General features: G+C 69.8%; 15 protein-coding genes. 2 read left to right on the top strand and 13 right to left on the bottom strand.

The window, feature by feature from the left end; genetic code table 11:
• Positions 1-3: 3 nt before the first annotated feature.
• The 4 genes from frr to rpsB form a co-directional block, all read right to left on the bottom strand.
• Positions 4-558: a ribosome recycling factor gene (frr, locus tag ACFVJS_RS19555; protein WP_378883702.1), complete on the bottom strand. Its 555-nt coding sequence runs from the start codon at positions 556-558 to the stop codon at positions 4-6.
• A 64-nt stretch (positions 559-622) separates the two neighbouring features.
• Positions 623-1,336 (bottom strand): UMP kinase, encoded by a 714-nt coding sequence (gene pyrH / locus ACFVJS_RS19550; RefSeq protein WP_328531688.1) that lies wholly within the window; start codon positions 1,334-1,336, stop codon positions 623-625.
• A gap of 168 nt (positions 1,337-1,504) precedes the next feature.
• Entirely contained in the window at positions 1,505-2,314 is an 810-nt protein-coding gene (gene tsf, locus ACFVJS_RS19545) for a translation elongation factor Ts (protein WP_378883699.1), read from the bottom strand.
• Positions 2,315-2,362: 48 nt separating this feature from the next.
• Entirely contained in the window at positions 2,363-3,226 is an 864-nt protein-coding gene (gene rpsB / locus ACFVJS_RS19540) for a 30S ribosomal protein S2 (protein ID WP_378883697.1), read from the bottom strand.
• 420 nt (positions 3,227-3,646) lie between these two features.
• On the opposite strand from rpsB, the gene ACFVJS_RS19535 reads away from it, so the two are divergent.
• Complete coding sequence (locus tag ACFVJS_RS19535; protein WP_378883695.1) at positions 3,647-4,270, top strand: peptidoglycan DD-metalloendopeptidase family protein; 624 nt, start codon at positions 3,647-3,649, stop codon at positions 4,268-4,270.
• Here the strand turns inward: ACFVJS_RS19535 and ACFVJS_RS19530 are convergent.
• The 9 genes from ACFVJS_RS19530 to rplS form a co-directional block, all read right to left on the bottom strand.
• Positions 4,189-4,794, bottom strand: a complete 606-nt coding sequence (locus tag ACFVJS_RS19530; protein WP_378883693.1) for a hypothetical protein — start codon at positions 4,792-4,794, stop codon at positions 4,189-4,191. The genes ACFVJS_RS19535 and ACFVJS_RS19530 overlap by 82 nt on opposite strands.
• A 110-nt stretch (positions 4,795-4,904) precedes the next feature.
• The gene (locus ACFVJS_RS19525; protein ID WP_378883690.1) at positions 4,905-5,879 is read right to left on the bottom strand and encodes a tyrosine recombinase XerC; all 975 of its coding nucleotides are present in this window, start codon (positions 5,877-5,879) and stop codon (positions 4,905-4,907) included.
• Between the two features lie 29 nt (positions 5,880-5,908).
• The gene (gene dprA, locus ACFVJS_RS19520) at positions 5,909-7,081 is read right to left on the bottom strand and encodes a DNA-processing protein DprA (RefSeq protein WP_378883687.1); all 1,173 of its coding nucleotides are present in this window, start codon (positions 7,079-7,081) and stop codon (positions 5,909-5,911) included.
• Entirely contained in the window at positions 7,078-8,661 is a 1,584-nt protein-coding gene (locus tag ACFVJS_RS19515; protein ID WP_378883684.1) for a YifB family Mg chelatase-like AAA ATPase, read from the bottom strand. Before ACFVJS_RS19515 ends, dprA begins: the two co-directional genes overlap by 4 nt.
• On the bottom strand, positions 8,661-9,026 hold the full coding sequence (locus ACFVJS_RS19510) for a YraN family protein (RefSeq protein ID WP_378883681.1): 366 nt from the start codon (positions 9,024-9,026) through the stop codon (positions 8,661-8,663). The genes ACFVJS_RS19515 and ACFVJS_RS19510 overlap by 1 nt, the downstream gene beginning before the upstream one ends.
• Before the next feature lie 140 nt (positions 9,027-9,166).
• The gene (locus ACFVJS_RS19505) at positions 9,167-9,475 is read right to left on the bottom strand and encodes a DUF2469 domain-containing protein (protein WP_045550889.1); all 309 of its coding nucleotides are present in this window, start codon (positions 9,473-9,475) and stop codon (positions 9,167-9,169) included.
• Between the two features lie 82 nt (positions 9,476-9,557).
• Positions 9,558-10,250 carry a ribonuclease HII gene (locus ACFVJS_RS19500; protein ID WP_378883678.1) on the bottom strand — a complete coding sequence of 231 codons (693 nt, stop codon included), beginning with the start codon at positions 10,248-10,250 and terminating at the stop codon, positions 9,558-9,560.
• Positions 10,247-11,152: a signal peptidase I gene (gene lepB / locus ACFVJS_RS19495; protein WP_378883676.1), complete on the bottom strand. Its 906-nt coding sequence runs from the start codon at positions 11,150-11,152 to the stop codon at positions 10,247-10,249. Before lepB ends, ACFVJS_RS19500 begins: the two co-directional genes overlap by 4 nt.
• Positions 11,153-11,229: 77 nt before the next feature.
• Positions 11,230-11,580, bottom strand: coding sequence for a 50S ribosomal protein L19 (rplS, locus tag ACFVJS_RS19490; protein ID WP_091050100.1), 351 nt, complete (start codon positions 11,578-11,580; stop codon positions 11,230-11,232).
• A gap of 336 nt (positions 11,581-11,916) precedes the next feature.
• Here rplS and ACFVJS_RS19485 point away from each other — a divergent pair, with 336 nt between their 5' ends.
• Positions 11,917-13,128 (top strand): Fic family protein, encoded by a 1,212-nt coding sequence (locus ACFVJS_RS19485; protein ID WP_378883673.1) that lies wholly within the window; start codon positions 11,917-11,919, stop codon positions 13,126-13,128.
• The last annotated feature ends 301 nt before the right edge of the window (positions 13,129-13,429 follow it).

Below are 13,429 nucleotides of genomic sequence, written 5' to 3'. Positions count from 1 at the left end.
GGCTCAGACCTCGAGCAGCTCGGCTTCCTTGGACTTGAGCAGGTCGTCGATCGCGTCGGTGTGCTTCTTGGTGAGGCCGTCGAGGCGCTTCTCGGCGCCGGTGACGTCGTCCTTGCTCGCCTCGCCGTCCTTCTCGAGCTTCTCGAGGCCCTGCTTGGCCTTCTGGCGCACCTGGCGCACCGAGACCCGACCCTGCTCGGCCTTCTCCTTGGCGAGCTTGATGTATTCCTTGCGGCGCTCCTCGGTCAGCTCGGGGAAGACCGCACGCAGGATCTTGCCGTCGTTGGACGGGTTGACGCCGAGGTCGGAGTCGCGGATCGCCTTCTCGACGTTGGCCATCGCGCCGATGTCGAACGGGGCGATGTTGATGATCCGCGGCTCGGGGCTGGTGAAGGAGGCGAGCTGCTGGATCGGCGTCGGAGTGCCGTAGTAGTCGACCAGGATCTTGTTGAACATCTGCGGGGTGGCCCGGCCTGCGCGGATGGTGGCGAAGTCCTCACGCGTGGAGTCCACCGACTTCGCCATCTTGCTGTCGGCCTCGTTGAGGATGTCGTTGATCACCAGATGCTCCTGTGCGCTCGTAAGTGTTGTGGGTGTGGGGTGGCGTGTGGGCTCGTGCCGCTCAGCCGGCGGTGACGAGCGTACCGATCTTCTCACCCTGGACGATGCGATAGATCGCCCCCTCGTCCTCCGCGCCGTAGACCACGATCGGCATCTTGTTCTCCATACAGAGGGCGAACGCGGTGGCGTCGGCGATCTTGAGCTGCTTCTGCAGCGCCTCGCCGAAGGTGAGCTCATCGTACTTCGTCGCCGTCGGGTCCTTCTTCGGGTCGGCGGTATAGATGCCGTCGACGCCGTTCTTGGCCATCAGGACGACCTCGGCGTGGACCTCCAGCGCCCGCTGGGCAGCGACGGTGTCGGTGGAGAAGAAGGGCATGCCGGAGCCGGCCCCGAAGATCACGACTCGACCCTTCTCGAGGTGGCGCATGGCCTTGCGTGGGATGTAGGGCTCGGCGACCTGGCCCATGGTGATCGCGGTCTGCACCCGGGTGTCGACACCCTCCTTCTCGAGGAAGTCCTGCAGCGCGAGGCAGTTCATGACGGTGCCGAGCATGCCCATGTAGTCGGCACGGGACCGGTCCATGCCGGCCTGCTGCAGCTCGGCGCCGCGGAAGAAGTTGCCGCCACCGACGACGATCGCGACCTGGACGCCGGAGGCGGCGACAGCGGCGATCTCCTTGGCGATCGAGGCGACCACGATGGGGTCGACGCCGACCTCGCCACCGCCGAAGTTCTCTCCGGACAGCTTGATCAGGATGCGCTGGTAGCGGGTCATGCCGTGGCCTTTCCTCGGGCGACGTCGTGCGGGGTGGTGCAGAAGTTCTCGGCGTACGAAAGAGCCGGTCCGATGATGACCATTCGGTTCATCGGACCGGCTCCTTTCGTCGTACGTTGCTGCTCAACCTAACGGATCACGCCTTCACGGCGCGGTGTCAGGCTTGGTTCAGGCGCCGACGTCGAAGCGGGCGAACTGCTTCACCTGCGTGTTGGCGGCGTCCAGGACCTGCTTGACGGACTTCTTCGACTCGAAGACCGACTCCTGGTCGAGCAGGACGATCTCCTTGAAGAACGCCTTGATGCGACCCTCGACGATCTTGGCGACGGCAGCCTCGGGCTTGCCCTCCTCGAGCGTCTTCTTGGTGAGGACGTTCTTCTCGGCCTCGACCACGTCGGCCGGGACCTCGTCGGAGGTGAGGTACTGCGCCTTGAGCGCGGCAGCCTGCTGGGCAGCCTGCTTGGCGGCAGCCTCGTCACCCTCGTAGGCGACCAGGACACCGAGGCTCGGCGGCAGGTCGGAGGCCTTCTTGTGCAGGTAGACCGTGGTGTCGCCCTCGAAGTAGGCGACCTGGCCGAGCTCGATCTTCTCGCCGATGGTGCGGGCGAGCTCCTCGACGGTCTCGCCGACCGTCTTGTCGCCGAGCGAGACACCCTTGAGGGTCTCGAGGTCGTTGACCTTGTTGGCGTTGGCAGCGTCCGCGATCTGCTGGGCGGCGGTGACGAAGCCCTCGTTCTTGGCGACGAAGTCGGTCTCCGAGAGGAGGCTGACCAGCGCGTTGCCCGACGCGGCCACGAGGCCGGCCGAGGTGGTGCGCTCCGCAGCGCGGGCGGCAGCCTTGGCCGCACCCTTGACGCGGAGGAGCTCCACAGCCTTGTCGAAGTCGCCGTCGGTCTCGTCGAGCGCCTTCTTGCAGTCCATCATGCCGGCCTGGGTCAGCTCACGGAGCTTCTTGACGTCGGCAGCGGTGTAAGCCATGTGTGTCTTCCTCTGACTTGTTAGTGGCTCTGGGGTGGACGATGAGGCTCAGGCCTCGGCCGGGGCCTCGGGGGTCTCGGCGGGGGTCTCCTCGGCGGCCTCAGCAGCCGGGGTCTCCTCGGCCTTGGCCTCCTCGGCGGCCGGGGTCGCCAGCAGCTCGCGCTCCCACTCGGCCAGGGGCTCCTCGGCGGTGGCACCCTCGGCGCCCTCGGTCTTGCCACCGGAGCGGGCGATGAGGCCCTCGGCGACGGCGTCGGCGACCACGCGGGTCAGCAGACCGACCGCGCGGATGGCGTCGTCGTTGCCCGGGATCGGGAAGTCGACCTCGTCGGGGTCGCAGTTGGTGTCCAGGATGCCGACGATCGGGATCCGGAGCTTGCGAGCCTCCTCGACGGCGAGGTGCTCCTTCTTGGTGTCGACGATCCACACGGCGGACGGGGTGCGGCCCATCTCGCGGATGCCGCCCAGGGTCTTCTCGAGCTTGTCGCGCTCCCGCTTCATCTGCAGGAGCTCCTTCTTCGTGCGGCCGGAGCCGGCGACGTCGTCGAAGTTGACCTCGTCGAGCTCCTTGAGGCGGTTGATCCGCTGGTGCACGGTCTGGAAGTTGGTGAGCATGCCGCCCAGCCAGCGCTGGTTGACGTAAGGCATTCCGACGCGGGTCGCCTGCTCGGCGATGGCCTCCTGGGCCTGCTTCTTGGTGCCCACGAACATGATCGTGCCGCCCTTGGCCACGGTCTCCTTGATGAAGGCGTAGCTGCGGTCGATGTAGGCCAGCGACTGCTGCAGGTCGATGATGTAGATGCCGTTGCGGTCGGTGAGGATGAACCGCTTCATCTTCGGGTTCCAGCGACGGGTCTGGTGTCCGAAGTGGACGCCGCTCTCGAGGAGCTGGCGCATGGTCACGACTGCCATGATGTTTTTCTCCTAGGTGGTGGCCCGCGTTGCACCGCTGGTGGCTCGACCTTGCGTTTCTCGAGGTCGGGCGGGTGTTGGCGCGAGCCGGTCGGTTTTCAGTTTCGCGCCCATCGGTGGTGATGGGCCCTGACGCCTGCGCGCGGTCCGACCTGAGCGTGGTGCTCGGGACTGAGGGCCGCGCCCGCGGGCGACCGGCGTCTCGGAGCGAGGCACCGTCGCGGTCTGCTGGCGTGCGAAGTCAGCCCACAGGGGGCTGCCGTCCCAAGACTAGCCGCCGACGGGGGTCTCGGGCCAATCCCGCGGCGCCTGCTCCTTTACTGGCCGATCGGTGTCCACAGGGGTATCTCGGGACCGGGTTATCCACAGGTCGCGCGGAGGCCGTTGTACGCGTCCTCGATCCGCGGTTGTCTGCTCGTCATGACCTCGCTTCGCCTCTCCGACCGGGCCCGTGCCCTCGTCGCGGCCCTGTTTCTCGTCGTCCTCATCGCCCCTGCAGGCCCAGCCCTCGCAACGCCACGTGCCGAGGTCGCGCCGTCCGGCGCCGCGCTGGGTGGGGCTGTGGGCCACGGCGAGGGTCCGAGCCCGGTCGGAGAGGCCGAGGAGGTGCCTCAGGGCGAATGGCCACTGGCTCCGCGGCCGGAGATCGTGCGCCGCTTCGACCCTCCAGACGCTCCCTGGGGCGCGGGACATCGTGGCGTCGATCTGGCGGGATCTCCTGGCTCCGTCGTGCGCACCGCGATGGCCGGCACGGTCGCCTTCGTCGGGGTGATCGCCGGCAAGCCGGTGGTGAGCGTCGATCACGGCGCCACGCGGACCACCTACGAGCCGGTCGTCGCCACGGTCGGCGAGGGTGAGTCGGTAGGGGCCGGTTCTGCTCTCGGCCGGCTCGGCGTCGCCGGCTCCCACTGCTTCCCCGGCGCGTGCCTGCACTGGGGGTGGATCCGCAACGCCGACGACGTCTACCTCGACCCGCTGCTGCTCGTCGACGCACCGCGTCCGGTGCGGCTGCTCCCACTCTGGCGGGGCGACCCGGTCCGGTAGGTGCGGGCGCCGAACCCTGTGCGGCCCCAGGGCTTGTAGACGGACAGCACGACCGCGATCGTCAGCGCGGTCAGCGACACCGCCGGCGGGAATCTCAGGTCGCTCACGTCGCCGGTCAGCTCGCCAGTGGCGGCCAGGATCTCGCCGATGCTCCGCACCTCCGCCATGCCCGGCATCAGGACCAGGAGGATCAGCGCCACCAGCACCACGTTGACGACCAGCTTCACCGCGACCCACCAGAACCGCACCAGACCCCATTTGGTCCCCCAGCCGAGCACCAGTCCGGTCGCCAGCACGATCACTCCCGCGGCAAGCATCGGGCCGGCGAGGTAGGTGCCGATCACCTGCAGCGCCAGGCCACGGTCGGCGGCATCGCCCGACCCGGTGCCGATGGCCGCCATGATGCCGACCACGACGTCGATGCCGAGCCACGCTCCCACCCCGAGGAGGTGGAGCACGAGCACTGCCTTGCGTACGCCGGGCCGCAGTCGGGTCGGCCTTCTGGACGTCGAATTCCTGGTCATGCCGTCAGACTGGCTCGGCGGCGGCGAGTCGGCGTCCGCTCGGCCGCGGGGGCTGCGTACGCGATCCTGCGTAGGCCGCATCGAATCGGTAGTTGTGGCGTCTCGGTGGATCAGGCGCGGGGGTGGGCCTGGCGGTAGGCCCTGCGGAGGCGGTCGCTGCTGACATGGGTGTAGATCTGGGTGGTGGCCAGGCTGGCGTGGCCGAGGAGCTCTTGTACGGAGCGGAGGTCGGCGCCGCCCTCGAGCAGGTGGGTGGCGGTGCTGTGGCGCAGGCCGTGGGGACCGAGGTCGGGGGCGCCGGGTACGTCGGCAAGGCGGCGGTGGACGAGGGTGCGGACGGCACGTTGGTCGAGGCGGCCGCCACGGGCTCCGAGGAACAGGGCCGGGCCGGAGGACTCGGTGATGAGCTGGGGGCGGCCGCGGACGATCCAGCGATCCAGAGCACGCGCCGCGGGGCCACCGAAGGGCACCATCCGCTCCTTGCGTCCCTTGCCGAGCACCCGGACCACCCGGCGCTCGTAGTCGACGTCGTCGAGGTCGAGGCCGACGAGCTCGCCGACTCGGGCACCGGTCGCGTAGAGCATCTCCAGTACGGCGATGTCGCGCATCCCGACCGCGGTGCCGTCCTCCGCCGCGGCGATGGCTGCGGCGATGAGGGACTCGACCTCGTCGGGGCGCAGTACGGGCGGAAGGGTTCGGTGAGCCTTGGGCGAGCCGAGCGCGGCACCGGCATCCACCTGCGCGCGACCGGTCCGGACGAGCCAGCCGCTGAAGACGCGGGCCGCGGTGGCCCTCCGGGCCAGGGTCGTACGCGAGTGGCCGGTCGTCTGCTGCTTGGCCAGCCAGCTGCGTAGCGTGCGCAGGTCGATCGCCTCGGGACTCGTGCGGCCCATCCGGCCGGCGTGGTCGAGCAGACTGCGGATGTCGCCCAGGTAGGCCCGGACGGTGTGCTCGGAGAGGCCTCGCTCGGCGCTGAGGTGTCGTTCGTAGTCGCCGAGCAGCGCGGCGTAGACCTCGCCCAGCTCCGCGTTCTCGGGAGCGTCCGCGGGACCGTCCTCCGGGTCTGCCTCGGGATCAGCGCTCACCCGAGCCAGGATAGGACTCGACGCTCGTCTCAGGTGCGAGCCGCGCCCGGAGCCAGCTGCCACCCTTCGGGGAACCGCTCGGCGAGCCCGAGCGCTTCCAGTCGTGACAGCGCCGTGCCGGCCGTCTTCGGGTGCAGGCACGCCGACCTCGCGATCTCGAGCTGTGAGGAGGGGCTGCTCACCGGGACCGCGTCGAGGACCTGCTTCTCGACAGAGGTGAGCGAGTCGCGGCGGCGTACGGGGCCTCGGGGCTCGGCCGTGAGAGCCTCCCCCATGTCGCCGACGAGCTCGCGGACGTCGAGACCGTTGGTGACGAGAACACCCTTCCCACTGCGGAGGAGCTCGTGGGTGCCGACGGACGTCATCGCGCCCACCTGACCCGGCACGGCCATCACCGGGGTGTTGATGCTGTAGGCCCAGTGGGAGGTGTTGAGCGAGCCGCTGCGGGCGGCCGCCTCGACGACCACCGTGCCTCGCGCCAGGGCGGCGATGATCCGGTTGCGGGACAGGAATCGATAGCGGGTGACGGGGAGACCAGGCGCGATCTCGGAGATCACTGCTCCGGTCTCGGCGATCGCGTCGATCAGGCGTGCGTTGCGCAGCGGGTAGGGAACGTCTACTCCGCCGGCGAGGACGGCGACGGTGCTACCGGGCGGGCCGGTGAGGGCTCCCCGGTGTGCCGCCGCGTCGATGCCGACTGCTGCGCCCGAGACGGTCACGAAGTCGTTGACCGCGAGGTCGGCGGCGATCCGCGCCGCGGCGTCGGCACCATAGGCGGTCGCATCGCGGGAGCCGACGACGGCGACCGAGCGGTCGAGGTCGCTGAGCAGGAGCGGTCCCCGCACCCACAGCCCGAGCGGCGTGCCGGTGCGGTGTTGGAGTGGCTCCTGCCCGGCGAGCCGCTCGACCTGGATGGGCCACTCCTCGTCGCCGGGGATGACGTAGCGGAAGCCGGCGTTGGTCGCTCGCTCCAGGTCGCGGTCGGGGTGGATCTGGGCGAGCCGCGACCTCGCCTCGAGCCCGTCGTCACCGAGCTCTGGATCCTCCTCGGCGAAGCGTCGATAGACCTCGGTCGCGGTGGCTCCGACCATGCAGGTGTCGAGCAGCGGGGTGCCGGGGTCGACCAGCTGGGTCAGCGCGATCCGGGCCAGACGCTCACGCTCGAGGTCGGTGAAGCCGGGTGCCATGGGCGCTGCGGTCATGCCGACCTCCCCTCGAAGGCCGAGACGGCAAGCGAGCCGCCGCCGCGCAGCGCGAGCGCCGTCTCGGTCTCGGCGACGCCCGGCCAGTCGACCCCGGCGAGGTCTGCGACGGTCCACGCCAGACGATGCACTCGCACCGCGCCACGACGGGTCAGGGCGCCGGAGAAGATCCGAGAGTCGATGAGCGCCTCGGCCGCTGGCGGCAACGGCCAGTTGTCGCGCAGCGCGATCCCGCTGGCCTGGCCGTTGAGCCGCCAGCCGAAGTCGGCGTAGCGCTCGCGCTGGCGGCGCCTGGCTGTGGTGACCCGCTCGCGGATGTCGGCGCTGGTCTCCGAGCCCCACGGGTCGTGGTTCTGCTCGGACATCGGCCGCAGCGTTCGCACGATGTCGATGCGGTCGGTGATCGGGCCAGAGACCTTGCGGTCGTACGTCTGGCGTTCGTTGGGTCGGCAGATGCAGCCGTCCTTGGTGACCGAGACGTCGTAGTTGCCACACGGGCACGGGTTGGCGGCGAGCACGACGAGAGCACGCGCCGGGAGGGTCACCGACTCCTCACCACGGGACACGGTGATGTCGCCGCTCTCCAGCGGCTCACGGAGGCACTCGATGACGTCGCTCTTGAACAACGGGAACTCGTCGAGGAACAAGACGCCGGCGTGGGACAGCGAGACCTGGCCCGGCCGGACCCGGCCGCTGCCGCCGCCGACGATGCCGGGCTTCGAGGCGTCGTGGTGGGGAGCCGAGAACGGCGGCCGAGTCAGGAGTCCCTTGTCGACGTCGAGCACTCCGGCCAGCGACTGCACCGCCATCACCTCGAGGGACTCCTCGCGGGAGAGATCGGGCAGGATCGTCGGGATCCGCTCGGCGATCGACGTCTTCCCGCAGCCCTTCGGGCCCTTCAACAGCAGGTGGTGTCCCCCAGCAGCAGCGACCTCCACCGCGTAGCGGGTCTCGGGCATGCCGCGCAGATCGGACATGTCCATGTCGTCGAGCCTGCGGTCGCCGCGCCAGCCGAGCAGGCTGCCGCCGGTGCCGGTCGCGACCGGCGGCGCGTCGGGCACCGGCTCTCCCCGCAGCTCGGCCACGACCTGTCCGAGCGAGCGGAACCCCAGGATCTCCATCCCGGGCACCATCCGCGCCTCGGCCACCTGCGGCTCCGGGACGACGACCCGGGCGATCCCGGCGTGCGAGGCGGCCAGCACCATCGGCAGCACCCCGGAGGTGGGCCGCAGCCCACCGTCCAGCGCGAGCTCGCCGATGAAGACCGTACGCTCCAGCCCGACCGTCTCGATCTCGCCGCCGGCGGCGAGGATCGACAGCGCCATCGCCAGGTCGTAGTGGGAGCCGCCCTTCGGCAGATCTGCCGGCGAGAGCAGCACGGTGATCCGCTTGGTCGCGGGCCAGTCGAGGTCGGAGTTGATGATCGCCATCCGCACCCGGTCGCGCCCTTCGGCCAGGACACTGTCGGCACGCCCGACCAGCGTGACCCCGACCAGACCCGGCGAGACGTCGGCCTGCACGTCGACCAGATGGCCGACCGCGCCGCGAAGCGCGACGCCGTGAGCTCGCGCGTATCCCATCACAGGCCCCTGACGTGCTCGACCAGCGCGGATCCGCGAGGCGCGTGCATCACCGCGACCAGATCGATCCGGATCCCCGGGGCTCGCACGTCGTGCTGCTGCAGCCAGGCGACCGCCAGCCGCTTCAACCGGTCGAGCTTGGTCTTGTCGACCGCCTCGTGCGGGGTGCCGCAGCCGTCATGGCTGCGGGTCTTCACCTCGCAGACGACGAGCGTCTCGCCCTCACGGAGGACCAGGTCGATCTCCCCGTCGTCGCAGCGCCAGTTGCGGTCGAGCACGGTCATCCCTGCCTCGACCAGATGTCTCTCGGCGACCGATTCGCCGTAGTTTCCCAGCGCGATCCGCGCCGGTGCCGTTGAACTCATCGTGGACCTCCTGCCCTTCGGCTTCGAGGTCCAGACTCATCGCGAGCACCGACAGTCCGGACCGGTTCCGGGACGCCTGGGGATAACCACAGATCGAGATGGGCCTGTGGATGGCAACTGGCCCCCGGATCCGGGCACCGTCAGTCCAGCGGCTGGTCGATATCGGTCGGGTTGAGCGTCTCCACGTTGACGTCCTTGAAGGTGAGCACCTTCACCGCCTTCGCGAACCGCGCGGGCCGGTACATGTCCCACACCCAGACGTCGTTCATGGACACTTCGAAGTAGACGTCCCCCGAGTCCGTGCGCGCCCGCACGTCGACCTGGTTGCACAGGTAGAAGCGGCGGTCGGTCTCGACGACGTACTTGAAGATGCCGACCACGTCGCGATATTCGCGGTAGAGGGTCAGCTCCATCTCGGTCTCGTACTTCTCGAGATCCTCCGCACTCATGCCGCCGCCTCCGTCGAGGGAAGCGGAGTGTACGGACGCGGCGGCCTGAGGCCAATGGTCGCTCGCTGGCGCTCGCTCATGATCAGGACTCTAAGACCAACGCCGGCGAAGTGCCGGGAAGACTCCACGAGCGGCGGTGATATGCCGACGGTCCGAGCCGCTCGAGCGCGGCGATGTGGGCAGGCGCGGAGTAGCCCTTGTTGTCGGCCCACGCGTAGTCGGGATACTCCTCGTGCAGCGCCACCATCAGCGCATCGCGCGAGGTCTTCGCCAGGATCGAGGCGGCGGCGACGGCGGCACACTTCATGTCGGCCTTGATCATCGTCGTCACCGGCGGCACCTCGACCTCCTCCACCATCGCGGAGACCTCGCCGAAGAGCCCCTCCTGCACCGGCGGGGTCAGATAGTTGTGGTTGCCGTCGAGCAGCAGCGCGTCGGGACGTACGTCCAGGGCACCCAGCGCCCGTTGCCCGGCCAGCCGCATCGCGGCCATGATCCCGACCTCGTCGATCTCCGAGGCCAGCGCGTGCCCCACGGCCGAGTCGACCGCCCACCGGCGCACCTTCGGCGCGAGCGCCTCGCGGGCCTCGGGGGTGAGCAGCTTGGAGTCGCGTACGCCCTGGGGTGCCGTCCGCGTCGCCGCGGAGATCACCACGATCCCGATCGAGACCGGCCCGCACAGCGCGCCGCGCCCCACCTCGTCGACGGCACCGAGATGGGTGATGCCGTCGCGCAGCATCGACCGCTCGACACGCAGGGTAGGCGCACTGCTCACTGTGACGGCACGTCCTCGAAGCTCTCGGGCCGGTGGATCCACTTCGCGCGGTCCAGCGGCCAGCCCAGGGCGACGACCTTGCCGACGACGTTCTCCTCCGGCACCCACGGGACCAGGGCGCAGTCGGTCTCGTTGGCCGTGCACATGTGCACGGTGGAGTCGGCCGAGTTGGCCCGGTTGTCGCCCATCACGAACAGCGACCCCTCCGGAACCGGGCCGACCTCCCAGTGCCGGGTGCCGGGCATCGGCCCGAAGCACTCGCCTTCCTTGTTGGGGCGGCCGCACTTGGTCTCGGAGGGCCGTGCGTACGGCTCCTCGATCGGGACGCCGTTGACGATCAGCCGGCCCTGCTTGTCGCAGCACTCGATCACATCGCCCGGAACGCCGATGACACGCTTCACCAGGTGGCCGCCCTCGGGGTAGAGCCCGATGACGGCGAGGCCCTTGCCGATGATGTTGTCGGGACCGGCCGAGTCGTCGGCCCCTAGCCAGGAGCCCGGGTCGGAGAAGACCACGACGTCGCCGCGCTGGGGAGTGCCGGAGAGCCAGTAGGACGGCTTCTCGACGAGCACCCGGTGGTCGGTGGCCACCGACGGACCGCCCTGCAGTCCGGGCTCCATCGACTCGGAGGGGATGTAGAAGGCCTGGACGAACAGGGCCTTCACGACGACCGCGACCAGCACCGCCAGCACGACCAGGACGATGCCCTCCTGCCAGGCAGAGAGCCGCGGCTTGTGGTCGTCCTCCTCGTGGCGCGGACCGCGTCCGTGACCCACCTGTTCGGGGGTCCATCGCGGCGCCTGGGGAGAAGACGAGAACGACCGCGATCCCCCCATGTCGGGCCCGTCCCAGCGGGCCTGGGGCCCGACACCGACGGAAGGATCGCGGTCGTTCGAAGTCACGCGGTGAGTCTAGAGAGTTCCTCCACAACGAGCCTCATCGACTCGCTCTGCTCAGGAAACCCTCAGACCTCCGAGGCTCACGCCTCGCGGCGCTCCTTGATCTTCGCCTTCTTGCCGCGCAGGTTGCGCAGGTAGTAGAGCTTCGCGCGACGGACGTCACCGCGGGTGACGACCTCGATCTGCTCGAAGATCGGGGAGTGCAGCGGGAAGGTGCGCTCGACACCCACGCCGAAGGAGACCTTGCGGACGGTGAAGGTGCGGCCGATGCCGGAACCGTGGACGCGGATCACGACGCCCTGGAAGACCTGGACGCGGGACCGGTTGCCCTCGACGACCTTGACGTGCACCTTGACGGTGTCGCCGGCGCGGAACTCCGGCAGGTCGTCGCGCTTGGAGGCGTTGCCGACCTCAGCGAGTACGTTGCTCATCATCTCTCCTCGCGCTCGCCACAGGTCGATCGCGGTCATCCATGCCCTGGTCAGGGCGATCTTTGGCGGTGGCCCAGCCACGTTGGCCGGCGGCGTACGGTTCCCCCTGTGGCAGGAGCCCGTCGCGACACCTCCGGGTGTCTTCTTCGGAGCGTGCTTCGGCCGACTGGACCGGCTCACAAGTCTGCCACAGCGCCGCGGGACGCCGAGAATCGCGAGGCGACCGGAGCGGGGTCGAGCGGCGAGCTTGCTCGTCCGTTCGCGCCGAGCGAGGAAGTGACCGCGCGGAGCGCGGAGGCGTACGCGGCGCCTGGACGCCCGTGCGAGGATTCCCCCGTGACCGACAGCGACTGGCCGCCGCACACCTACGTGACGCGCCCCTACCGGCAGCGGATCCCGCGCGGTCCACGGGCGGACCGGCTGCTCCGGCAGGTCACGGTGGCCCTGCCGCCCCACATCGCCGACCTCGACCTGGTCCTGGAACGCCCGGTGGCGGCGATGACGACCGCCAGCGCCGGCGCGCTGCGGCATCTCGACCTGGTCCACGGCCGGACGATGGACGGGCTCAACCACCTGCAGCTGCGCACCGAGGCGATCGACTCCTCCAAGATCGAGCACGTCGAGGCCAGCCTGGCCGACTACGGGCGAGCCCTGCTCGGCATCGGCGCCAACTCCTCGGCGACCTCGATGGCCTCCGCGACCCAGGCCATGCAGCGGCTGATCAGCGAGGCCGACACCACCCGCAAGATCACCTCCGACGCGATCCTGCGCGCCCACCGCGACCTGTTCGCCCGCCACCCCGACGAGGCGGCCAACGCCGGGCGGTTCCGCGTCGTGCAGAACTGGGTCGGCGGTTCCGACTACGCGCCCCGCGACACCCTCCACGTGCCGCCGCCACCGGAGACCGTCGTCGACTACATCGAGGACCTGGTCTCCTTCGCGAATCGCGACGACCTCTCCCCCATCGCCCAGGCGGCCATCGTGCACGCCCAGTTCGAGTCGATCCATCCGTTCATCGACGGCAACGGCCGCATCGGTCGGGCGCTCATCCACGCCGTGCTCCGGCGGCGCCGTGCCTCGCGCCACCTGGCCGTGCCGATCGCCTCGGCCCTCGTCGCCCACCGCGACCGCTACTTCGCCGCCCTCAACGACTACCGGGCCGGCACCGCGGCCACGATCATCGCCATGCTCTCCGCCTCGACGACCATCGCGACGACCGAGTCGTGGAAGACGGCCGAGACGCTGGAGGGCATCCGGGCAGGCTGGGGCGACGCGGCCGGCGGCCCGCGACCTGGGACCGCCACGTACCGTCTTCTCGACCTGCTCACCGAGGAGCCCATCCTCAACGTCGAGCTCGTGACCGAGCAGCTGGATCTCGAGGACCCCGCGGGGACGATCGAGGGCCTGGAGCGCGCCGGCGTCCTCACCCGCGCCAAGCGCACCCGTCGCTCCCCCGTGTGGCTCGCGCCTGCGGTGCTCGCCGAGGTCGAGGATCTCAGCGCCCGCATCCAGCACCAGGCGAGGCAGCTTCCGTACGGGCCCCGTTGAGGGGCTGTTCCTCCAGCAAGGTATGCAGCCGAAGTAACACATCCCGCGCGGAGCTCCGCCAGGGATGTGTGACGTCGCCTGCATACCTTGACGAAGGTCCCCGTACGCGGCGAGGCCCGCCCCGGCGCACCGGGACGGGCCTCGTCGAACCCTGAGGGTCAGCCGACCTCTTGGTAACCGGGCTCGTGGATCGCGAGGTCGATACCGGCGAACCTCGCCGCCAACCCGGTGCTCACCCTGACGTACGCCCCGCTCACGCCGCGCGAGCACGCGCTGATCGTCGACGGCACCGGTCGCGTGG

Source organism: Nocardioides sp. NPDC057772, assembly GCF_042798075.1.
Lineage (GTDB): Bacteria > Actinomycetota > Actinomycetes > Propionibacteriales > Nocardioidaceae > Nocardioides.
Note: the sequence above shows the minus strand (reverse complement) of the source record. Positions and strands in the feature narration are given on the sequence as shown.